Annotated in this window: 25 protein-coding genes; 10 read left to right on the forward strand and 15 right to left on the reverse strand. The window is 69.7% G+C overall.

All coding sequences use genetic code 11. The annotated features are described in order from the left end of the window. Positions 1 to 55 precede the first annotated feature (55 nt). From ACXRVZ_RS01645 to ACXRVZ_RS01685, 9 genes are read right to left on the reverse strand one after another with little or no spacing between them, the layout of a single operon-like run. Positions 56 to 931 carry an SMP-30/gluconolactonase/LRE family protein gene (locus ACXRVZ_RS01645; RefSeq protein ID WP_457418912.1) on the reverse strand — a complete coding sequence of 292 codons (876 nt, stop codon included), beginning with the start codon at positions 929 to 931 and terminating at the stop codon, positions 56 to 58. 17 nt (positions 932 to 948) lie between these two features. Further along, positions 949 to 1,464: a GNAT family N-acetyltransferase gene (locus tag ACXRVZ_RS01650; protein WP_457418914.1), complete on the reverse strand. Its 516-nt coding sequence runs from the start codon at positions 1,462 to 1,464 to the stop codon at positions 949 to 951. Between the two features lie 12 nt (positions 1,465 to 1,476). Further along, the gene (locus ACXRVZ_RS01655) at positions 1,477 to 2,178 is read right to left on the reverse strand and encodes an alanyl-tRNA editing protein (RefSeq protein WP_457418916.1); all 702 of its coding nucleotides are present in this window, start codon (positions 2,176 to 2,178) and stop codon (positions 1,477 to 1,479) included. Then, complete coding sequence (locus ACXRVZ_RS01660) at positions 2,178 to 3,017, reverse strand: PhzF family phenazine biosynthesis protein (protein WP_457418918.1); 840 nt, start codon at positions 3,015 to 3,017, stop codon at positions 2,178 to 2,180. The genes ACXRVZ_RS01655 and ACXRVZ_RS01660 overlap by 1 nt, the downstream gene beginning before the upstream one ends. Next, positions 3,014 to 3,463 carry a GNAT family N-acetyltransferase gene (locus ACXRVZ_RS01665; protein WP_457418920.1) on the reverse strand — a complete coding sequence of 150 codons (450 nt, stop codon included), beginning with the start codon at positions 3,461 to 3,463 and terminating at the stop codon, positions 3,014 to 3,016. The genes ACXRVZ_RS01660 and ACXRVZ_RS01665 overlap by 4 nt, the downstream gene beginning before the upstream one ends. Further along, positions 3,463 to 4,671 carry an aminotransferase-like domain-containing protein gene (locus ACXRVZ_RS01670; RefSeq protein WP_457418922.1) on the reverse strand — a complete coding sequence of 403 codons (1,209 nt, stop codon included), beginning with the start codon at positions 4,669 to 4,671 and terminating at the stop codon, positions 3,463 to 3,465. Before ACXRVZ_RS01670 ends, ACXRVZ_RS01665 begins: the two co-directional genes overlap by 1 nt. Positions 4,672 to 4,699: 28 nt before the next feature. Further along, the gene (locus tag ACXRVZ_RS01675) at positions 4,700 to 5,395 is read right to left on the reverse strand and encodes an aspartate/glutamate racemase family protein (protein WP_457418924.1); all 696 of its coding nucleotides are present in this window, start codon (positions 5,393 to 5,395) and stop codon (positions 4,700 to 4,702) included. Then, positions 5,392 to 5,682, reverse strand: coding sequence for a DUF2917 domain-containing protein (locus tag ACXRVZ_RS01680; RefSeq protein WP_457418926.1), 291 nt, complete (start codon positions 5,680 to 5,682; stop codon positions 5,392 to 5,394). Before ACXRVZ_RS01680 ends, ACXRVZ_RS01675 begins: the two co-directional genes overlap by 4 nt. Next, positions 5,679 to 6,599, reverse strand: a complete 921-nt coding sequence (locus ACXRVZ_RS01685; RefSeq protein WP_457418928.1) for a DMT family transporter — start codon at positions 6,597 to 6,599, stop codon at positions 5,679 to 5,681. The genes ACXRVZ_RS01680 and ACXRVZ_RS01685 overlap by 4 nt, the downstream gene beginning before the upstream one ends. Positions 6,600 to 6,673: 74 nt before the next feature. Here ACXRVZ_RS01685 and ACXRVZ_RS01690 point away from each other — a divergent pair, with 74 nt between their 5' ends. From ACXRVZ_RS01690 to ACXRVZ_RS01730, 9 genes are all read left to right on the forward strand, one after another. Then, positions 6,674 to 8,116, forward strand: coding sequence for an aminotransferase-like domain-containing protein (locus ACXRVZ_RS01690; protein ID WP_457418930.1), 1,443 nt, complete (start codon positions 6,674 to 6,676; stop codon positions 8,114 to 8,116). A gap of 89 nt (positions 8,117 to 8,205) precedes the next feature. Beyond that, the gene (locus tag ACXRVZ_RS01695; RefSeq protein ID WP_457418932.1) at positions 8,206 to 8,886 is read left to right on the forward strand and encodes a hypothetical protein; all 681 of its coding nucleotides are present in this window, start codon (positions 8,206 to 8,208) and stop codon (positions 8,884 to 8,886) included. Further along, on the forward strand, positions 8,883 to 9,182 hold the full coding sequence (locus tag ACXRVZ_RS01700; protein WP_457418934.1) for a DUF6916 family protein: 300 nt from the start codon (positions 8,883 to 8,885) through the stop codon (positions 9,180 to 9,182). The genes ACXRVZ_RS01695 and ACXRVZ_RS01700 overlap by 4 nt, the downstream gene beginning before the upstream one ends. Before the next feature lie 12 nt (positions 9,183 to 9,194). After that, on the forward strand, positions 9,195 to 9,710 hold the full coding sequence (locus ACXRVZ_RS01705) for a phage tail protein (RefSeq protein ID WP_457418935.1): 516 nt from the start codon (positions 9,195 to 9,197) through the stop codon (positions 9,708 to 9,710). 18 nt (positions 9,711 to 9,728) lie between these two features. Continuing rightward, on the forward strand, positions 9,729 to 10,244 hold the full coding sequence (locus ACXRVZ_RS01710) for a phage tail protein (RefSeq protein ID WP_457418937.1): 516 nt from the start codon (positions 9,729 to 9,731) through the stop codon (positions 10,242 to 10,244). 10 nt (positions 10,245 to 10,254) lie between these two features. After that, on the forward strand, positions 10,255 to 10,773 hold the full coding sequence (locus tag ACXRVZ_RS01715) for a phage tail protein (RefSeq protein ID WP_457418939.1): 519 nt from the start codon (positions 10,255 to 10,257) through the stop codon (positions 10,771 to 10,773). Between the two features lie 8 nt (positions 10,774 to 10,781). Beyond that, complete coding sequence (locus ACXRVZ_RS01720) at positions 10,782 to 11,267, forward strand: GNAT family N-acetyltransferase (RefSeq protein WP_457418941.1); 486 nt, start codon at positions 10,782 to 10,784, stop codon at positions 11,265 to 11,267. Next, positions 11,261 to 11,623 carry a DUF6916 family protein gene (locus ACXRVZ_RS01725; protein ID WP_457418943.1) on the forward strand — a complete coding sequence of 121 codons (363 nt, stop codon included), beginning with the start codon at positions 11,261 to 11,263 and terminating at the stop codon, positions 11,621 to 11,623. The genes ACXRVZ_RS01720 and ACXRVZ_RS01725 overlap by 7 nt, the downstream gene beginning before the upstream one ends. Positions 11,624 to 11,735: 112 nt before the next feature. Next, positions 11,736 to 12,311 (forward strand): response regulator, encoded by a 576-nt coding sequence (locus tag ACXRVZ_RS01730; RefSeq protein ID WP_457418945.1) that lies wholly within the window; start codon positions 11,736 to 11,738, stop codon positions 12,309 to 12,311. Here the strand turns inward: ACXRVZ_RS01730 and ACXRVZ_RS01735 are convergent. From ACXRVZ_RS01735 to ACXRVZ_RS01760, 6 genes are read right to left on the reverse strand one after another with little or no spacing between them, the layout of a single operon-like run. Beyond that, positions 12,308 to 12,688, reverse strand: coding sequence for a hypothetical protein (locus ACXRVZ_RS01735; protein ID WP_457418947.1), 381 nt, complete (start codon positions 12,686 to 12,688; stop codon positions 12,308 to 12,310). The genes ACXRVZ_RS01730 and ACXRVZ_RS01735 overlap by 4 nt on opposite strands. Next, entirely contained in the window at positions 12,685 to 14,562 is a 1,878-nt protein-coding gene (locus tag ACXRVZ_RS01740; protein ID WP_457418949.1) for an ATP-binding cassette domain-containing protein, read from the reverse strand. The genes ACXRVZ_RS01735 and ACXRVZ_RS01740 overlap by 4 nt, the downstream gene beginning before the upstream one ends. Positions 14,563 to 14,585: 23 nt before the next feature. Further along, on the reverse strand, positions 14,586 to 15,476 hold the full coding sequence (locus ACXRVZ_RS01745; protein ID WP_457418951.1) for an alpha/beta fold hydrolase: 891 nt from the start codon (positions 15,474 to 15,476) through the stop codon (positions 14,586 to 14,588). Positions 15,477 to 15,524: 48 nt separating this feature from the next. Then, complete coding sequence (locus ACXRVZ_RS01750; protein WP_457418953.1) at positions 15,525 to 16,142, reverse strand: TetR/AcrR family transcriptional regulator; 618 nt, start codon at positions 16,140 to 16,142, stop codon at positions 15,525 to 15,527. A gap of 43 nt (positions 16,143 to 16,185) precedes the next feature. Continuing rightward, complete coding sequence (gene fghA / locus ACXRVZ_RS01755; protein ID WP_457418955.1) at positions 16,186 to 17,010, reverse strand: S-formylglutathione hydrolase; 825 nt, start codon at positions 17,008 to 17,010, stop codon at positions 16,186 to 16,188. Between the two features lie 9 nt (positions 17,011 to 17,019). Continuing rightward, complete coding sequence (locus ACXRVZ_RS01760; protein ID WP_457418957.1) at positions 17,020 to 18,366, reverse strand: dicarboxylate/amino acid:cation symporter; 1,347 nt, start codon at positions 18,364 to 18,366, stop codon at positions 17,020 to 17,022. A 276-nt stretch (positions 18,367 to 18,642) separates the two neighbouring features. Between ACXRVZ_RS01760 and ACXRVZ_RS01765 the strand changes: the two genes are divergently transcribed. Beyond that, positions 18,643 to 19,794 (forward strand): IS481 family transposase, encoded by a 1,152-nt coding sequence (locus ACXRVZ_RS01765; protein ID WP_457418959.1) that lies wholly within the window; start codon positions 18,643 to 18,645, stop codon positions 19,792 to 19,794. Positions 19,795 to 20,322: the final 528 nt, after the last annotated feature.

A 20,322-nucleotide genomic window follows, 5' to 3' on the forward strand; every position in this document is an offset into this window, starting at 1 on the left:
CATTATATGTGACGAGTCACACCTGGGTAAACCTGTCCCCTAGATCAAACGCCATTCAGGCGCTTGTCAGCGTCGCGGGCAAGCCAGGCACAGCGACGCGCAACTGCAACACCGCGCCGGCCAGCGGCTCGCGTTCCAATTCATCGGCGGGGCGCTTCTCGCGCGCCGTCGTGATGAAGAGGGTACGCAGGTCGGCGCCGCCGAAGGTCGGCATGGTCGGGCAGGTCACGGGCAGTTCGAGGCGCTGCACGACCTCGCCGGTGGGCGCGATGCGCACGAGGCTCCTGCCCTCGAACATCGCGGCCCAGTAGTGACCTTCGGCGTCCATGGCGGCGCCATCGGGGCGGCCACCGTAGGCCTCGCCGGGCGTGCGGGGCTTGAACTCGGCAAACACGCGTGCCGACAAGGCCTTGTCGTCCGCCACGTAGATGCGATGTGCCTTGGTGTCGGACCAGTGCATGCGCCGGCCATCGGGGCTCCAGGCCAGGCCGTTGGCCGTTGTCAGGCCCGTCACCTGCGCCGCGAAGTAGCTGCCATCGAAGCGGTAGAGCGCCGCCTCGGGCTCGCGCGCATCCGAGATGCTGCCCACCCACAGCGCGCCGTCCGGGCCGACCTTGCCGTCGTTGAAGCGCAGTCGCGCGGGGTCATAGGGCGGCGGCGCCAGCAGCGTCTGGGCGCCGGTCGTCGTGTCGAGGGTCCAAAGCCCGTCACGCCGCGCAACGAGCAGGCCACCGCTGGCGCGTGCCGCGATGCAACCTGGCTCCGCATCCTGCGGCCAGACGTCTGGTGCGTCTGCGCCTTCGCGCCAGCGCAGCACCTGGCGGCCGGGAATGTCGACCGCGTAAAGGACTTGTTCGGCGGGATGCCAGAGCGGCGATTCGCCGAGCAGGCAGCGGTGGGAGCCGAGGGGCTGGATGTCTTCGAGGGCCATCCCGCCACTCTAGGCGGTTATCCGAAGTAACTCGGCCGGAAGGCGCCGAGTTCGGCCTTCAGGTAGTGGGCGCCGGGGATGGGGTTGAAGTAGAACGGCGGCACATCGACGAAGCCCAGGCTTTCGTAGAGGCCGCGGGCGGCTTCCATGTCGTCCAGCGTGTCGAGCAGCATGGACGAGTAGCCGGCCTCGGTGGCGCGGTCCATCAACTGCTGGGCCAGGATGCGGCCCAGGCCGAAGCGGCGGAAGGCCGGGCGCACGAACAGGCGCTTCATCTCGCAGGCGTTGGCGTAGTCGGCGTCGGGCAGCGGGCGGAAGGCGCCGCAGCCGGCGACGGCGCCGTCGACGAGGGCCAGCAGCATCAGGCCACTTGGCTGCGCGTAGGCGCCGGGCAGCGCGGCCAGTTCCTCTTCGAAACCCTGGAAGTCGAGATCGAAGTCGAGGCTGTTGGCGTAGTCGCGCAGGATGAGGCGGGTTTCCTGCCAGTCCTCTGCGGACTCGGGGGTGATGAGCTGGATGTCAGGGCCGACCATAGGCGGCGCAGTTTAGCCAGCGAAGCCCAGCACGACCCTGCGGGTCTTCGCGCTCTTCTTCTCGATCTTCGTGACAACGACCGCTCCGATCTCGGCGGTGTTGCTGACATGCGTTCCACCGCAGGGTTGCAAGTCCACTCCTTCAACCTCCAGCACCCTCACCCGCCCCAGCCCGCGCGGCGGTTGCACGCTCATGGAGCGGACCAGGCCGGGGTTGGCATCCAGTTCGTCTTCGCTGATCCAGCGGTGACCCACCGGGTGCGCTTCGGCCACCAAGCGCGTCAGGCCCGCCTGGATGGCCTCTTTGTCGAAGGGCTCGTCGGTGTGGAAGTCCAGCCGCGCATAGGTCTCGGTGATGGAGCAGCCATCGACCGGGTAGGGCAGCAGCGCGCACAGCAGATGCGTGGCGGTGTGAAAGCGGCGGTGGGCATTGCGGCGGCCGGCATCGACGTCGATCTGCACGACTGTTCCCACCGCAGGCGGTTCGCCGTCGACCAGGTGCACGATGGCGCCGGGCTGCTCCTTGCTCTTGCGCGTGTCGCTGATGCGCCAACGCTGCTCGCCCACCGTCAGCCAGCCGGTGTCGCCGGCCTGGCCGCCGCCGAGCGGGTAGCAGACGGTGCGGTCGAGGATGACGCCGCCCTCGCCTTGCGCCAGCACGGTGGCCGCGCAGGCCAGCAGCGTCGCGTCGTCGCGGAACAGCTCTTCAGTCATCACAACCTCACCTGGCCATGGATCAGCGGCGTCACGTCGCCACCTATCCACGTCGCCTCGGCGTCGCGCTTCACATGCACGCGGCCGGCGCGGCCGAGGGCCGCACCCTGGGCGGCAACGTAGCTGTCGCCAGCCAGGCCCGACTCCTGCAACCACAGCGCCAGGCCGGCGTTGAGGCTGCCGGTGACCGGGTCTTCCGGCACGCCGAGGTCGGGCACGAAGGCGCGCACTTCGAACTGGCATTCGCTGCCGGCGGGGTAGACACCGACGACGCCAACCTTGAGCTTGTCCATCACCGCGAAGTCGGGTTGCAACGCGAGCACGCTGGCTGCATCGGGCAGGCGGGCGGCTAGCCAGCCGGGACCGTTGTCACACCAGACGAGGTCGAGCACCGCCTCAGGCGCGATGCGCAGCGACGCAATGGCTTGCGCGCGCGTAGCGGCATCGACCGGCCCGCTGCGCTTGAGCGGCGGCGCGGCAAAGGCCAGGCGGGCGCCGTCGCGCTTCACGCGCACCAGGCCGATGGCGCATTGCTGCACGACCTCGCCGGGCTTCTTCGCGTCGCCGCCGCTGGCCAGGAAGGCGTGGGCGCTACCCAGCGTCGGGTGGCCGGCAAAGGGCAGCTCGCCGCCGGGCGTGAAGATGCGCACGCGGTAGTCGGCGCCGGGCTCGGTGGGCGGCAGCAGGAAGGTCGTCTCGGACAGATTGGTCCAGCGCGCAAACGCCGCCATCTCGTCGTCGGACAGGCCGCCAGCATCGATGACGACGGCCAGCGGATTGCCCTTGAGCGGCGTGGCGGTGAAGACGTCGACTTGGACGAAGCGGCGCAATTCAGTCATGGCGAAACGGAAGGTTGGAGGTAGAGGCCGGGTTTGACGATTTCCATGCCCCGCTGCGGCGCGGCCAGCGGCGTGAAGCCGTGGCCGGTGTAGAGGGCGTGGGCGTCGCGCGTGAAGAGCATGAAGCGGCGCAGGCCTTGCAGGTCGGGGTGGGCGAGCAAGGTCTCGATCATCCAGGTCGCCAGGCCGCGACTGCGGTGGGCGTCCAGCACGTAGACGTCGCAGAGGTAGGCGAAGGTGGTGCGGTCGGTGACGACGCGGGCGAAGCCAACCTGGCCCACGCCCTCGGCATGCAGGGCGATGCACAGCGAGTTCTCGATCGAGCGTTCGACGGTCGCCAGCGGGATGCCTTCGCACCAGTAGGCGCCACGCAGGAAGGCATGCGCCGCGCGGGCATCCACGTCCTCGGGCGCGAAGCTCAGCCGGTAGCCCTCCCGCTGCGTCATCAGGGCGCGTGCTCCATGGCCGGCTCCATCGCCTCGTGCAGCAGGCGGCCCAGCTTCTCGACGCCCTCGCCGATGAGGTCGGGCGTCAGCGTGACGAAGGACAGGCGCAGCGTGCGCGGATCGGGCTGGTGGGCGTAGAAGGCGGCGCCGGGCACGAAGGCGATGCCGGCGTCCACCGCGCGGGGCAGCAGGGCCATCGCGTCCAGGCCCTCGGGCAGGCGGATCCAGAAGAACATGCCGCCTTGCGGGTTCTGCCATTCGCAGCCCGGCGGCATGTGCTCGCGCAGCGCCACGGCCATGGCGTCGCGGTTGGCCTTGTAGAGGGCGCGGATGGTGGGCACATGGCCGTCCAGGAAGCCGTTGCGAACCACCTCGTGCACGACACGCTGGTTGAAGCCCGGCGTGTGCAGGTCGGCGGCCTGCTTGGCCTGCAACAGCTTGGGGTAGAGCTCGGGCGGTGCGATGAGATAACCCAGGCGGAAGCCCGGCGTCAGCACCTTGGAGAAGGAGCCTAGATACAGCGAGCCCTCGGGCCATAGGCTGGATAGCGAAGGAGGCGGCGGCTCGTCGAACCAGAGGTCGCCGTAGGGGTTGTCCTCGACGATGGGCACGCCGGCGCGGCGCGAGGCCTCGACGACGTCGATGCGGCGCTGCGCACCCATGACGCGGCCGGTGGGGTTCTGGTAGTTGGGCAGCAGGTAGCTGAAGCGCGTGCCGGGCGCGTCGTGCGGCAGCGCGGCAATGGCCTCGGGGCGCGGGCCCTCCAGGTCGCTGGCGAGGCTGGCGAACAGCGGCTCGAAGGGCGTGAAGGCCTGCAGCGCGCCGAGGTAGGTCGGCGTCTCGACGGCCACCGGCGCACCGGCATCGCAGAGGATCTTGCCGACCAGGTCCAGCCCCTGCTGCGAGCCGCTGGTGATCAAGACCTGGTCAGGCGAGACCTTCATGCCCAGCGACGCGACGCGCGCCGCCACCCACTCGCGCAGCGGCGCGTAGCCCTCGCTAGAGGCGTATTGCAGCGCCTCACGTGGCGTGTCGGTCAGCACACGGTCGCAGGCGGCCTTGATGGCGGCTACGGGAAAGGTGTCCGCGCTCGGCAGGCCGCCGGCCATGGACAGCACGCCCGGCTTTTCGGTGACCTTGAGGATCTCGCGAATGATGGACGGATTCATTCGCGCGGCGCGGCGCGCCTGGGTCCAGATCGTGCTCATGATGGGGTGACGGTGAATTTCAAAAGAGTCAGCCTAGCATCCAGTCGACCGCAGCGCGGGCCTGCAGCTCGGTGGAGTCGAACAGTGGCAATGAGGCAGGCGAGCCGGCCGGCAGCGACAAGCCAAGCTCGGTGCAGCCGAGGATGGCGGCCTGTGCGCCGCGGTCGGCGAACTGCGCGACCTGGCTGCGCAGCAGCTCGCGCGAGGCGGGCTCGAAGCGGCCACGGCACAGGTCCTCAAAGATCAGGCGATGCACATCGGTGCGGCCGGCCTCGTCGGGCGTGATGACGTCGATGCCGAAGCGCTCACGCATGCGGTCGCGGTAGAAGCCGTGCTCCATCGTGAAGCGCGTGCCCAGCAGGCCGGCGCGCCGCACGCCGGCGGCGCGCAAGGCCTCGGCCGTCACGTCGACGATGTGCAGCACCGGCAGGCCGGCCGCCTGCTCGATCTCGGTGGCGACAAGGTGCATGGTGTTCGTCGCAATCAACAGCGCCTCGGCACCCGCACGCCTCAGCCCCGCACCGGCGTCGCCCAGCACGCGCGCCGCGCCGGCCCAGTCACCCGCCGTCTGCAGGGCGGCGATCTGCGCAAAGTCGACGCTGTGCAGCAGCAGCTGAGCGCTGTGCAGGCCGCCCAGGCGCGCGGCGACACCGCGGTTGATCAGCGCATACAGATACTGGGTCGACTCCCAGCTCATGCCGCCGAGGATGCCCAGCGTTCTCATGCGCCCACCAATGCCAGGCGCCAGCCGGCGGTGGCCCGGGCCGCACGTCGACGTTGCGGCACCGGCTGCAACAGCTGGAAGGCTGCCTCGGGCCAGGCCTCGACAACGGCCTCCTGGCCGGCCGCCAGCGTCAAGCCCTCGCCGGCGCGCAACCAGTGGTCGTCGGTGCTGCAGGACACCGTCAGCCACAGCCGGCCACTCGTCACGACGAGCCGGCGCGGCCCGCGCGCGGCGGCCAAAGTCAGCGCCTGGCCCGGCATGAGTTGGGTGGTGAATCGATCGTTCATGTCGCCTCCTGCGAGTGAACCGGTTGCCGCTTGCCCAGCCAGACCACCGCCAGCACCGCGGCAGCAAAGACCAGCGTCATCGCGTCCAGCGTCTCGCCGAGCAACGGCACCGCGAGCAGCATGGAAAGAAACGGCTGCAGCACCTGCACCTGGCTGACGCGCAGCGTGCCGCCCAGCGCCAGGCCGCGATACCAGGCGAAAAAACCTATCCACATCGAGAACAGCGACACATAGGCAAAGCCCGCCCATGCCGAGGGCGCGACCGGCGCGGTCGGTCGCGTCATGACGGCCAGCGGCACGGTGATGGGCAGGCTCAGCACCAACACCCAGCAGATGACCTGCTCGGCTGTCATGCCAGCAGTCAGCCGCGCGCCGCTGACATAACCCGCCGACGCGCAGACCACCGCGCCCAGCAGCAGCACGTCCGCCATCTCCAGCCCACCCGCACCGCGCCAGGCGGCAAAGCCGACCACCAGGCCCAGCCCGGCAACAGCACAGCCCCAGAAAGCCAGGCTCGGTCGCTGGCGCAGCACCAGCGCGGCGATGACGGCCGTGGCCAGCGGCAGCACGCCGGAGATGACGGCGGCATGCACCGCGTCCACCTGCCGCACGGCCAGGCCCGACAGCAGCGGCCAGCCGAAGACGACGCCGCCCGCCGTGAAGGCCAGCAACCGCCACTCGCCACCGCGCGGCCGGCGCGCACCGGTGACGGCCAGATAGGCCAGCGACAGCAGCCCCGCGACCGCGGCGCGGCCGAAGGCGACGAAGGCCGGGTCCAGTTGGGGCGCCTCGGCGCTGCCGCCGGCCAGCCGCGTCATCGGCAGGCTGAGCGCGAACATGACGACGCCGGCGAGACCCAGCAGCAGGCCGCGTGTGGCGTCGGACGCCGTGGTGGTTGAGATGGATAACCCTTGCATGGGCTCAGTCTAGGGACAGACAGCGATACAGACCCAGTACAGTTGACCCAGCCACACTTTGAATCTGTACTGCCATGCCCACCGGTACACACCCGCCGCTGCAGCGCGACGCCAGCCAGCCGCTGGCCGGCCAGCTGGCCGAGCGCTACGCCCAGCGCATCCGCGAACGACTGCTGCTGCCCGGCGCCCGCCTGCCCTCGGTGCGCGACTGCGCGCGCCAGCACGGCGTCAGCCCGCACACCGTCGTTGCCGCCTATGACCAGCTGCAGGCCGCCGGCCTGCTGGAGGCGCGGCGCCAGCGCGGCTTCTTCGTGCGCGAGCACCGGCCCGTGGCAACGGCCGCCCGCAGCGCGCGCCCTGCCACGGCGCTGCCGCGCCAGGCGCCCATGGACGCGACGGCCCTGATCCGCGGCATGTTCGAGGCCGACGCGGCGCGCTCGCCCGGCCTGGGCACGCTGCCGGCCGACTGGCTGGACCCGACGCTGCTGCAGTCCGCGCTGCGGCGGCTGCACGGCGGCCAGGAGCAGTCCCTGCAGACGAGCTACGGCGACCCCAGCGGCGACGAGCGCCTGCGCCTGGCCTTGTCGCAGCGGCTGGCCGACCTCGGCATCCACGCCAGCCCGGCGCAGATCCTGACCACCAACGGCGCCACGCATGCGCTGGACCTGCTCATCCGCACCCAGCTGCAGCCAGGCGACGCGGTGCTCGTCGACGACCCGGGCTGGGCCATCATCTTTGCGCGCCTGACGCAGGCCGGCATCCGGCTGCTGCCCGTGCCGCGCAGCGCCCAGGGGCCGAATCTCGAAGTGCTGGCCGCGCTGGCCAGGGAACACGCGCCGCGCGCCTACCTGACCGTGTCGGTGCTGCACAACCCGACCGGCCACAGCATCGACCTGGCCACCGCCCACCGGCTGCTGCGCCTGGCCGACGAGCATGACTTCTCCATCGTCGAGGACGACAGCTACGGCTTCCTCGCGCCCGAGCACCTGCCGCGCCTGGCGGCGCTGGACGGCCTGCGCCGCGTCGTCTACGTGGGCGGCTTCTCCAAGGTGCTGACGCCGGCCTGGCGCGTGGGCTACCTGGCCGCCGCGCCCGAGCGGCTGGCCGCGCTGACCGACACCAAGCTGCTGGACGGCCTGACCAGCTCGCCCGTGCTGGAGCGCGCCGTGGCGCTGTGCCTGGAGCAGGGCCGCCTGCGCCGCCACGCGCAGCGCCTGCGCGAACGCCTGGACCAGGCACGCCAGCGCGTGGCGACGTTGGCCACCCGGCAGGGCTTCAAATGGGCCGCGCCGCCCGACGGCCTGTTCGGCTGGCTGGACGTGGGCGTGGACACCGAGCGCCTGGCCCAGCCGCTGCTGGACGCCGGCTGGCTGACGGCGCCCGGCGCCCTCTTCAGCGCCACGCGCTGCCCCGGCTCGCTGATGCGCGTCAACATGGCCACGTCGCAGGACCCGGCCTTCTGGCGCCAGCTGCGCGCCTGCGTGGACGACATCCGCGGCCCCACAGCGCCCCCCTAACTCCTTGTCCCCCGTTCCGGTGACCGCCCTATGGCGCTGCGGGTCCGGCAGGCGTCCACTGCCCTTGCACAACACAAGGGGAGACGGCCATGTCCAGCATCCGATTGCGCCTGGGTCACCAGCTCGGCGCACTGTTTCTGGCGCTGGCCTCGCTGTCGGCCCACGCCGATTTCGCCGCTGACGTCACGGTCACGCTGATTGCCCCCGGCGGCACGACTGCAGGCGGCCCCAGCCCGATCTTGTTGACGCAGACCGTCACGGTCGCCGACCTCGCCGGCGGCGTGCTCGCCGGCAACCTGGGCGGCACGGGCGACATCAGCGGTTTCATGCTGGACAACGAGCGTGTCTCCTTCTCCGGCAACTCCATCCTGATCCGCGCCGCCGTCGGCGACGTGACCGGTGACGTGTGGACGACCGGTTATCTCGGCGCCGGTGGCAGCGCCGCCCGCTACGAGATCAGCGGCCTCGCCATCACCGGCCAGGCCATCACCGGCTTTGCGGTCTACGCCTTCGACGGCTATGCCACATCGGGCTTCAGCGGCCTGCTCAGCCCCGCCGACCCGGCCAGCCTCGTGCAGCTGGCGGGCGCCCAGACGATCCGCTTCAACCTCGACAGTCTCGTGTTCGTGCAGCGCCCCGGCGGCGAGGCCGACAGCTACGCCGAGTTCCGCATCGACCTGCTGACCACGCCGGTGCCGGAGCCCGCCAGCTGGCTGCTGCTCGCCGCTGGTTTGCTGCCCTTGCTGCGGCGCGCCCGAGGCACTTCGTGATCGACGTCGACCCCTTCACGCTGGCGCGCTTCGAGCCGCTGGTTGGCAGCCGCTTCACGCTGCGCCTGGGCGACGACGCCGGCCTGCCGGCCCAGCTCATCGAGGCCCGCGCCTGTGGCGGCGCGGTGCCGGGCGGCCGCCAGCCCTTCAGCCTGACCTTCGAGGCCGCGGCCGAGCCGGCGTTGCCGCAAAGCATCTACCGGCTCGAGCACCCGCAGGAGGGCGCGATGGAGATCTTCCTCGTGCCCGTGGCGCGCCGCGCCACCGGCCTGCACTACGAAGCCGTGTTCAGTTAGCAGGAGCGCCCCATGGCCGATCCCTTCCTCGGTGAACTCAAGTTGGTGAGCTTCGGCTACGCGCCGCGGCGCTGGGCGCTGTGCGATGGCCAGTTGCTGCCCATCAGCCAGAACCAGGCGCTGTTTGCGCTGCTGGGCACGACCTATGGCGGCAACGGGCAGAGCAACTTCGCCCTGCCGGACCTGCGCGGCCGCTCACCCATGCATGTAGGCGGCGACGCGGCCGTGAGCCTGGGCGAGCGGGGCGGCGCCGAGGCCGTCGCGCTGACGCCGGCCCAGATGCCGGCCCACAGCCACACGCTGACCGCCACCAACGACCTGGCCAACGCCAGCGTCCCCGGCGGCGCCGTGCCGGCCGCCAAGCCACGCGGCGGCATCAACCGCTACGCACCGGCCGGCAGTGGCGCCGTGATGGGCGCCACCGCCATTGCCACGAAGGGCGGCGGCCAGCCGCACGAGAACATGCAGCCCTACGTCGTCTTGAACTGGGTCATCGCCATGCAGGGCATCTTCCCCAGCCGCGACTAGAGCCACACAGGAGCCGCCATGTCCAATCCCTTCATAGGCGAAATCCGCCTCTTCGGCGGCAACTTCGCGCCCGCCGGCTGGGCCCTGTGTCAGGGCCAGTTGATCTCGATTGCCGAGAACGACGCGCTGTTCAACCTGATCGGCACGACCTACGGCGGCGATGGTGTGCAGACCTTTGCGTTGCCCGACCTGCGCGGCCGCGTGCCGGTGCACCAGGGCCGGGGCGCGGGCCTCAGCAGCCGCGTCATCGGCGAAGTCGGCGGCAGCGAAGCCGTCACGCTGACGCTGGCCCAGATGCCCCAGCACAGCCACGCCATGAATGCCAGCAGCGCGGCGGCCACCATGGGCAGCCCCGGCGGCGCCCTGCTGGCCACGACCGCCGTCAACAGCTACGACACCGGCGCCGGCAGCACGGCCATGGCGGCCGGCGCCATCGGCAGCAGCGGCGCCTCCCAGCCCCACGTCAACATGGGCCCGACGCTGGCGCTGAACTACATCATTTCGCTGTTCGGCATCTTCCCGCCGCAAGCTTGAGGAGCACGACATGTCCGATCCCTTCGTCGCCGAAGTTCGCGTGCTGCCCTTCGGCTTCGTGCCCCGCGGCTGGGCCAGTTGCGACGGCCAGTTGCTGCCGATCTCCCAGAACACCGCCCTCTTCTCGCTGCTCGGCACCAACTATGGCGGCAACGGCAAGTCCACCTTCGCACTGCCCCAACTCGGCGGGCGCTTCGCGATGGCGCCAGGCCAGGGGCCGGGCCTGAGCGACCGCTTCCTCGGCGAAGACGCCGGCCAGGCCAGCGTGACGCTGACCCAGGCCGAGATGCCGGCCCACAACCACGACCTGCGGGCCGGCGCCTCCGGCCTGGCCGCCAACCCCATCGACGCCATGATGGCGCCGCCCGTCAATGGCGCCAGCGCCTACCGCGCACCGGGCGCCGCGGCGCAGATGGCGGCCAGCATGGTGGGCGTGTCGGGCGGGGGCCTGCCGCATGAGAACCGCCAGCCCTATCTCGGGTTGCGCTTCTGCATCGCGCTGCAAGGCATTTTTCCTCCGCGCGGCTGAGATCGCGCATGGACTACTGCCTGCGCGTGGCGACACCGGCCGACGAGGCCTGGCAGCTCGCCATCTACGCCAGCACGCGGGCCGATGAGCTGGCGCTGACCGGCTGGCCGGCCGAGCAATGCGAAGCCTTCGTGCGCCAGCAGCACGGCGCCCAGCAGCAGCACTACACGCGGCATTTCCCGCGCTCGGTCTGCCAGCTCATCGTCGTGAATGCGGGCGAAGTTGCCGGCCGGCTCTGGCTCGACGAGCGCGGCGACCGCCTGCACATCCTCGACATTGCGCTGCTGCCCGCCTGGCGCGGCCGGGGCCTGGGCACGCGCTGCTTGCAGGCGCTGGCCGAGGGCGGTCGGCGCCTGAGCATCCAGGTCGAGACCCACAACCCCGCCCGGCGGCTCTACGAGCGGCTGGGCTTTGTTCCCGAGAGTGAGCCCCAAGGCCTCTACCAGGCCATGGCCCACCCCGCCCGCAGCCCCGAGGAGTGCCTGCCATGCTGAACAAGCGCAATTTCCTGAAGAGCGGCGCGACCGCGTTCATGGCCGGCGCCGGCACGACGGCCGCGCTGGCCGCCGTGCGCCCCAGCCTGGGCGCCCTCGCCGGCCAGGCCAGCTGGCAGGCCCACCTCGGCCAGGCCTTCGAGGTGGACGGCCACGCCGTCACGCTCCAGGCGGTACAGCCGCTGGCCAGCCGCCAGCCGGGCGAGCAGTTCAGCCTCGCGTTCACCGGCGTGCTACCACCCAGTCTGAGCGACGGCATTTACACCTTGAGCCGTGCCGGCACCGACGCGGTGCAGCTATATCTGGCCCGCACACCGCAAGGCCTGCGCGCCGATTTCTGCCGCCTGCAAGGCTGACGAATAGGTCACGCCCGGCCGGGTTTAGCCGTCGGCCGGGCAGCCGCTTGCCGGCAAAATCCGCCCTCGGACCGCCTGCAGTTGGCGGCCCCTTGAGGCCATGACCGAATCCTTGAAATTTCTTGTTGTTGACCCTCTCGCCGGCGTCCAGTCCTTTGCCCGCCAGTTGCTGCAAAGCCAGGGCTTCTCAGCCGACGCCATCCGCTGCTGCGCCGACCCCGAGGCCGCGCTGGCCCAGGGCCTGGAGTTCAAACCCGACTTCCTCATCACCGACTGGTTTGCTAAGGCAGGCCTGAACGGCGTCCAGCTCTTCCAGCGCCTGCAGTCGGCGCAGCCGCGCCTGCATCTGGCCTTGCTGAGCTTCGAGATCACGCCCGAGCGCGAGCAGGAGGCGCAGGCCCTGGGCGCGCATTTCCTGCTGAAGAAGCCCTTCACGGCCGAGCAGTTCAAGGCCGAGCTGGCGCGCTCTTTGGACGCCATGGCCAAGGACCCGACCGGCCTGCGCAGCCGCGCGGCGGCGCGCATCGTGCTGCCACCGCCCCAACCCGTCATCAAGCCCGGCGACAGCGTGCGCTACAAGGGCCAGCGCCATGTGGCGCAGTACGTGGTGCACCGCCCCGGCGAGACGGTGGTGCAGCTCAAGGGCGTGGCGGCGTTGATCCCGCTGGACCAGCTGCAACCGAACTAAGCCCAGAGGCAGACCGCCATCAGCAGCGGATAGGGCAGCGCCACCGTCGGGCGCAGCGCGCTCTTCAGGTATTGCGCCACCAGCCCCAGGCCACGCAGGCGGCGGGCGGCCCAGTCGCTGTGCAACTGCATGGCTGCGGCGTCTGCGCCCGACTTCAAGGCCGGCTCGATGGCCAGCAACCGGTCACCCAGGCGCCCCTGGAAGGTCTTCAACACGCCCTCCTGCAGCCACATCAGGGCCAGCAGCGGCAGCGTGATGCGCGGGTCAGGCACCAGAACCACGGCGGCAAAGGCGGCCAGCTTCACGCCCAGCGCCAGCGCCTCGTAGCGCTCGTGCTGGCTCTGCAAGGCCAGCCATTCCTGGTGCAGGGCGTTCACTTCGCCTCCAACACTTCCCACCGGTCCATCAACTCCAGCAGCTCGCCATCGATGGCGGCGGCGCGGTCGGTCACTTCGGCGATGCGGGCAGCGCCCTGCGCGTACAGCTCGCTGCCGGCGATCAGCGCGTTCAGCTGCTTCTGCTCGGCCTCCAGCGCGGCGATGGCCTTGGGGATCTCGTCCAGCTCGCGCTGCTCCTTGTAGCTGAGCTTGCGCTTGCTGGCGACGACCGGGGCGGGCTCAGGCGCGGGCGGCGGCGTGGGCGCTGCCGCAGGCTTGGGTGCCGCCTGCGCCTGCAGTGCAGCGGCGCGCTTCGATTGCGTCAGCCAGTCCTGCACGCTGCCTTCGTACTCGCGCCAGCGGGCGTCACCCTCGTACACGAGCGTGGACGTGACGACGTTGTCCAGGAAGCGCCGGTCATGGCTGACGAGGAAGACGGTGCCGTCGTACTCGGCCAGCAGTTCCTCCAGCAGCTCCAGCGTCTCGATGTCGAGGTCGTTGGTGGGCTCGTCCAGCACCAGCACGTTGGCCGGCCGCGCGAACAGGCGGGCCAGCAGCAGGCGGTTGCGCTCGCCACCCGACAGCGTGCGCACCGGCGAGTTGGCCCGCGCCGGCGAGAACAGGAAGTCGCCGAGGTAGCTCTTGACGTGCTTCTTCTGGTTGCCGATCTCGATCCACTCCGAGCCCGGGCTGATGGTGTCGGCCAGCGTCGCGTCGAGGTTGAGCGTGTCGCGCATCTGGTCGAAATAGGCGACCGTCATCTTCGAGCCCAGGCGCACGGCGCCGCTGTCGGGCGCCAGCTCGCCGAGGATCATCTTCAGCAGCGTCGTCTTGCCGGCACCGTTGGGGCCGATGAGGCCGACCTTGTCGCCGCGCAGGATGGTGGCGGTGAAGTCGCGCACGATGGCGCGCTCGCCGTAGCTCTTGCACACGTCCTCCAGCTCGGCCACGATCTTGCCGCTGGCGCCACCGGTGTCGATGTCCAGCCTGACCTTGCCCTGCACGTCGCGCCGCGCCGCATGGGCCTGGCGCATCACGTCCAGGCGCTGGATGCGGGCGACGGAGCGCGTGCGGCGGGCTTCCACGCCCTTGCGGATCCAGATCTCTTCCTGCGCCAGCAGCTTGTCGAAGCGAGCGTTGAACAGCGCCTCGTTCTCCAGCTCGTAGGCCTTGGCGGCCTGGAAGGCGGCGTAGTTGCCGGGGTAGCCGCGCAGCTGGCCGCGGTCCAACTCGACGATGCGGTTGGCGACGTTGTCCAGGAAGGCGCGATCGTGGGTGATCAGCAGCAGCGAGCCCTTGAAGTCGTTCAGCAGGCCTTCCAGCCAAGTGATGGCGTCCAGGTCCAGGTGGTTGGTGGGCTCGTCCAGCAGCAGCACGTCGGGCTGGGCGACCAGCGCGCGGCCCAGCGCCACGCGCTTCTTAAGGCCGCCGGACAGGCTGCCGACCAGGCGCTCGCCGTCCAGGTCCAGGCGGTGCAGCGTTTCTTCGACGCGCTGCTCCCAGTTCCAGGCGCCGATGTGCTCGATGCGCTCCTGCACCCAGGCCAGGTCGTCGTTCTCGTCGTGGATCTCGTAGCGTTCACGCAGCGCCTTGGCCTCGGCCACGCCCTCGCTGATGACGTCGAAGATGGTCGCGTCGCCGCGCAGGATGGGCTCCTGCGGCACATAGACGTTGGTGAGGCCTTGTTGCTGCTGCAGCAGGCCGTCGTCGAGCTTTTCAAGGCCGGCGAGGATCTTCAGCAGCGAGGACTTGCCGGTGCCGTTGCGGCCGATGAGGCCGACGCGCTCGCCGACTTCGAGAGAGAAACCGGCACCATCGAGCAGGGCAACGTGGCCGAAAGCGAGGTGGGCGTTGGTGAGGGAGAGGACTGCCATAAAGCAGATTGTCCCTCGGCGGTTCAAACCGCCTTCAGCGACGACGTGGCGGACAGGTGGGCCAGCACCTGCTGCATGACGGCCGGATCGCTGAGCAGCCGGCGGTGCCCCAGGCCCTCGGTGACGTGCAGGCGGCCGGCGGGCAGGCCGGCCAGCAGCGTCTCGCTACCGATCAAAGGCGCCGTCACGTCGCCGCGGTCATGCACGATCAGCGTCGGCTGTGCGACGCGCTCGGCCAGCCACGCGGGCTCGAAGTGCCCCAGCGACGCGCCCTCGCGACGCTCGAAGCGGCCGCGCATGCGCGCCGCCAGGCTCTCGCCCGTGCCCATCGCGTCGGCGAACCAGCGCAGGAACTGCCAGGGCGGCGGCGCCAGCGCGATCAGCGCCACGCGCCTGGCCGGCAGGCCGCGCGCCAGCGCATGCGACAGCGCCATTGCGCCGAGGGAATGCGCCACGACGCCGTCCCAGGGCCCGAAGCGCGCCGTCACGGCGAACATCGCCCGCACCCACTGCAGCAGGTTGCTGCGCCAGCCACCGCTGCGGCCATGGGCCGGCAGGTCCAGCAGCACGGGCTCGAAGCCGGCGACGGCCAGCGTGTCGGCCAGCGGGCGCATCTGCTGCGCATCACCGGCCCAGCCGTGGGTCAGCAGCACCTTGGGTCGGCCGGGCTCCAGGTCGCCGCGCTGCCAGACGCTGATGTGGCCGCCCTCGAAAGGCAGTTGCCGCTCCACCCAGGGCCGCGGCACGGCGCGCGAGCGGGCCAGCCACTTGGTGGGCATGGGCGTGAAGAACAAGCCCATGGCCAGCCGCGTGCCGAGGGCCGGCGACACATGGTGCAGGCCACGCAGCAGCGCGGCGACGCCGCGTGCGGCGGGTGAGGCGAAGAAGGCGGCGGCGGGGTTGTGGGCGGTCATCATGGGCTCCATATTTCGCACGACCGTGCGACATGTTGGCAAAAAAACTCAGTGGCTGGATTCCGGCACTTTCGCTGCGGCCAGCATGCGCTCCCACGCCCTGATGCCGCGCTCGTGCACCAGCGGGTCGCGCAGGAAGCGTGTGTCGCGCAGCAGGCCGGTGAAGAGCGCGTCCATCTCGAAGACGAACTGCTCGGCGTCCAGGTCGGCGCTCAGGTGGCCGGCCTCGACGGCCTGCAGCACCGTGCGGCGCAGCGCGGCGCGCAGGCGCAGCACGCCGTCCTCCAGCTGATCGCGCACGGGGCCTTCGCGGTCGTCGTATTCGAATGCGCCCGCCGTGTAGAGGCAGGACAACGTGCGATCGGTGTTGGTGGCGCGGGCCAGCCAGCGGCGCATGATGGCGTCCAGCCGCGGCAGGCCGCGCGGCTGGCTCATGGCGGGCACGAAGACGGACTGCTGGAAGCGCCGGTCGTACTCCAGTAGCACGGCCACCTGCAGCTGCTCGCGCGAACCGACGCGCGAGAACACGCCGCTCTTGGACAGCCCCAGTCGCTTGGCGACCTCGCCGATGGACAGGCTCTCCAGGCCTTCAGCGGCGGCCATGGCCAGCGCCATGTCGACGATGGCGGCCAGCGTGGCTTCGGCGCGCTCGGTGCGGGTTTCCATGCCCTAAATTTAGCACGATCGTGCGGCGACAGTCAAAGGACCATCAAACGAGCTGGCTGGCGTGATGGCGCAGGTGGTCGTCGACGAAGCTGGCGATGAAGTAGTAGCCGTGGTCGTAGCCGGCATGGCGGCGCACGTTCAAGGGCTGGCCGGCGGTGGCGCAGGCGGTCTCGAAGGCCTCGGGGTGGAGTTGCTCGGCCAGGAACTTGTCGCCCAGGCCCTGGTCGATGAGGATGCCGCCGGGGTAAGGCGCGCTGCGCTGCAACTGCATCAGCTCGCTGGCGTCGTGAGCAGCCCAGCCAGCGCGGTCCTCGCCCAGGTAGCCGCTGAAGGCCTTGCGGCCCCAGGGGCAGCGCATCGGTGCCGCGATGGGCGCGAAGGCGGACAGCGACTGGAAGCGCCCCGGGTGGCGCAACGCCAGCGTCAGCGCGCCGTGGCCACCCATGGAGTGGCCGAACAGGCCGGTCTTGGTCAGGCCGGTCTCGCGCTGCACCAGCGGCAGCAGTTCGTTCAGCAGATAGCTCTCCATGCGCCAGTGTTTGGCCCAGGGCGCCTGCGTCGCGTCGAGGTAGAAGCCGGCGCCGACACCGAAGTCCCAGGCCTCGCTCTCACCCGCCACGTTCGCGCCGCGCGGGCTGGTGTCGGGCATCAGCAGCGCCAGGCCCAACTCGGCCGCGAGACGCTGGGCACCGGCCTTGGTGGTGAAGGTCTCCTCGGTGCACGTGAGCCCGGCGAGGAAGACGAGTAGCGCCTTCGGCTGCGGCGGCACGAACAGCGCAAAGCGCATGGGCAGGCCGATCTCGGCCGATTCGTGGCGATGGAAGCGCTGTGTGCCGCCAAAGCAGCCGTGTTCCGACAACAGTTCCATCTACATCCTTCAAGTCGCCATGTGTTGGTCCACTTTATCGAGAACTTCCTCGGGCTCCTCGGCTTGGGCCTCGGTCTCGTTGTTCAGCACCGCATGCATGCGGTCGGTGTCCAGGTCGCCCGTCCACTTGCCGACGACGACCGTGGCCACGCCGTTGCCGATCAGGTTGGTCAGCGCGCGCGCTTCGGACATGAATCGGTCTATGCCCAGGATCAGCGCCAGCCCCTCGACTGGCACGTGGCCGACGGCCGACAGCGTGGCCGCCAGCACGATGAAGCCGCTGCCCGTCACGCCCGCCGCGCCCTTGCTCGTCAGCAGCAGCACGCCCAGCAGCGTGATCTGCTGCATCAGCGTCATCGGCGTGTCGGTGGCCTGGGCGATGAAGACGGCGGCCATGGTCAGGTAGATGGAGGTGCCGTCGAGGTTGAAGGAGTAGCCGGTCGGGATGACCAGGCCGACCGTGGACTTGCGCACACCCAGGTTCTCCAGCTTGGCCATCATGCGCGGCAGCACCGACTCGCTGGACGAGGTGCCGAGCACGATGAACAGCTCTTCCTTGATGTACTTGATGAACTTCCAGATCGAGAAGCCATGCGCCTTGGCGATGGTGCCGAGCACGATGAAGATGAAGATCAGGCAGGTGGCATAGAACGAGCCCATCAGCTTGGCGAGGGACACCAGCGAGCCCAGGCCGTACTTGCCGATGGTGAAGGCCATCGCGCCGAAGGCACCGATGGGGGCGATCTTCATGATCATGCCGACGATGGCGAACAGCACGTGCGAGGTCTTCTCGATGCCGTCGAACACCAGCGTGCCGCGGCCGCCGAAGCGGTGCAGCGCGAAGCCAAACAGCAGCGCAATCAGCAGCACCTGCAGCATCTCGCCCTTGGCGAAGGCGTCCACCACCGTCGTCGGGATGATGGCAAGCAGGAAGCTCACTGTGTCCTGCAGCTTGCCTGGCCCGGTGTAGGCGGCGATGCCCTTGGTGTCCAGCGTCTTGGGGTCGACATGCATGCCCTCGCCCGGCTGCAGCACGTTGACGACGATGAGGCCGACGATGAGGGCGATGGTCGACACGACCTCGAAGTACAGCAGCGCGTAGCCACCGGTCTTGCCGACGCGCTTCATGTCCTCCATGCCGGCGATGCCCACCACCACCGTGCAGAAGATGATGGGCGCGATGATCATCTTGATCAGCTTGATGAAGCCGTCGCCCAGCGGCTTGAGCGCCTCGCCCGTCTGCGGGAAGAAGTGGCCCACCAGCACGCCGATGACGATGGCGGTGATGACCTGGGCGTACAGCGATTTGTAGAAGGGCTGTGGGCCGGTTGGGGTGGCTGTGGCTGTGGCTTGCATGCGCGGCTCCGGTCAGTTCTGCGAGTGGAACTGGGTTGGGCGGCAGCTTAGGCCTGTGGGCGTGCGGTGGCGAGTGTGGCTTCCCACATGGATTGCAAAATGGGGGGAGGGGCACTACGTTTTCGTAGCTGCGTGTCTGCTCGGTGCATTGCCGGGAGTCCCGCCCGGCGGCGGGGTAACTTTCTTCTGCGGGGCTGTATAGACCGGGGACATGGGTAACGGGTGTGCCAGGACATGGGTAACGCTTTCGGGTGTTGAAGCCCCCGGAAGAAGCCCATGGTCTGGACGGAGAAGAGCACCGTGTCCCTGCGTCAAGAATTCGTGCACCTGGCTCGCCAGGACGGCGCCAATGTGCGTGCGCTGTGCCGCCAGTTCGGCATCAGCCCCAAGACGGGCTACAAGTGGTTGAACCGCTTCGAGGCCGCTGCGGGCGATGTGCAGGCCTTGCACGACCGCCATCGCCGCCCGCTGAGCAGCCCCGCGCGCAGTTGCGATGCCGTCGAGCAAGCCGTGCTCGCACTGCGCCGCGCGCACCCCGCCTGGGGTGGCCGCAAGATCGCCAGACGGCTGGCGGACCTTGGCCAGGCGCAGGTCGCCCCCAGCACCGTCACGCACATCCTGCATCGCCATGGGCTCATCACGCCCGAGGCCAGCCTCGCCGCCCAGCCCTGGCAGCGCTTCGAGCACGACGCGCCCAACAGCCTGTGGCAAATCGACTTCAAGGGACACTTCCCCACGCTGGCCGGGCGCTGCCAAGCGCTCACGCTGCTGGATGACCACTCGCGCTTCAACCTGCGCCTGCACGCGCTGACGCGCACGGACACGCCCTCGGTGAAGGCACAGTTGGTCCAGACCTTCGAACGCTACGGGCTGCCGCTGCGCATCAATGCCGACAACGGCTCGCCCTGGGGGACGCCCAAGGCCAGCGGCCAAAGCCTCAGCGAGTTGGCGGTCTGGCTGATCCGCCAAGGCGTGCGGGTGAGCTTCAGCGCCCCTTATCACCCGCAGACCAATGGCAAGTTGGAGCGCTTCCATCGCACGCTGGACGTGGAGGTGCTGGCCGGGCGGCACTTCACGGACTTCGAGGCCGTGCAGCGCGCGTTCGACGCCTGGCGCCCGAGCTACAACTGCGAGCGGCCGCACGAGGCGTTGGGCTTGCAAGCGCCGGTGCAGCGCTATCGACCCAGCGACGTGCGCTACGGACCCACGCTGCGCGCCATCGAGTACCCGGACACTGACTGCGTCGTCACCGTGGGCTGGAACGGCTTCGTGCACTTCCAGCGGCGCAAGCTGCACGTGTCCAGCGCTCTGCAAGGTCTGCCTATTGGCATTCGTCCCAGAAGTGGATGCGATGGCGTGCATGACGTGTACTTCTGCCATCAGCGCTTCACCCAGTTCGACCTGCGTGAGCCGCTGTTGGACACTTGAGAAGGTGTTACCCATGTCCTGGCACGGGTGTTACCCATGTCTCCGGTCTATACACGGGGCCAGAAGAAAGTCACCAAAGAAGAGGCCCTTAACCGCACACCAGCACCACTTGCACGAGCTGCGCCGTGCAACAGCCGGTGGTGGAGCGGGACGACGCGAGCCGCTGCGCTCTCGCTGCTGCCCTTGTCACCAGCACCATCCATCGCCGCAGCAGGCCGCCTAACGCGCGGCTGCACGCCGGGCTCACGAGAAATACCGAAGACAGCGTCGCTCGGGCGACGCGACTCTGCGCGCTCACCCCCTGTGGCGTCGCCCCAGCGACGCGGTATCCCCTGGTGAGTTCGGCGTGCAGCCGACGTTAGGCGGCGTGAAGGGGCGAGCTATGGCGCTCGTCACAAGGACAGCAGCGAGAGCGCAGCGGCTCGCATCTGCCCGAAATGAAGGTGAGCGTTTTCGCGCGCCGTTGTCGGCGGCGTGGTGCTCGCGTGCGGTTAAGGGCCTCTTCTTTGGTGACTTTCTTCTGGCCCC

The sequence above is a fragment of the Roseateles sp. P5_E8 genome, from assembly GCF_054177665.1.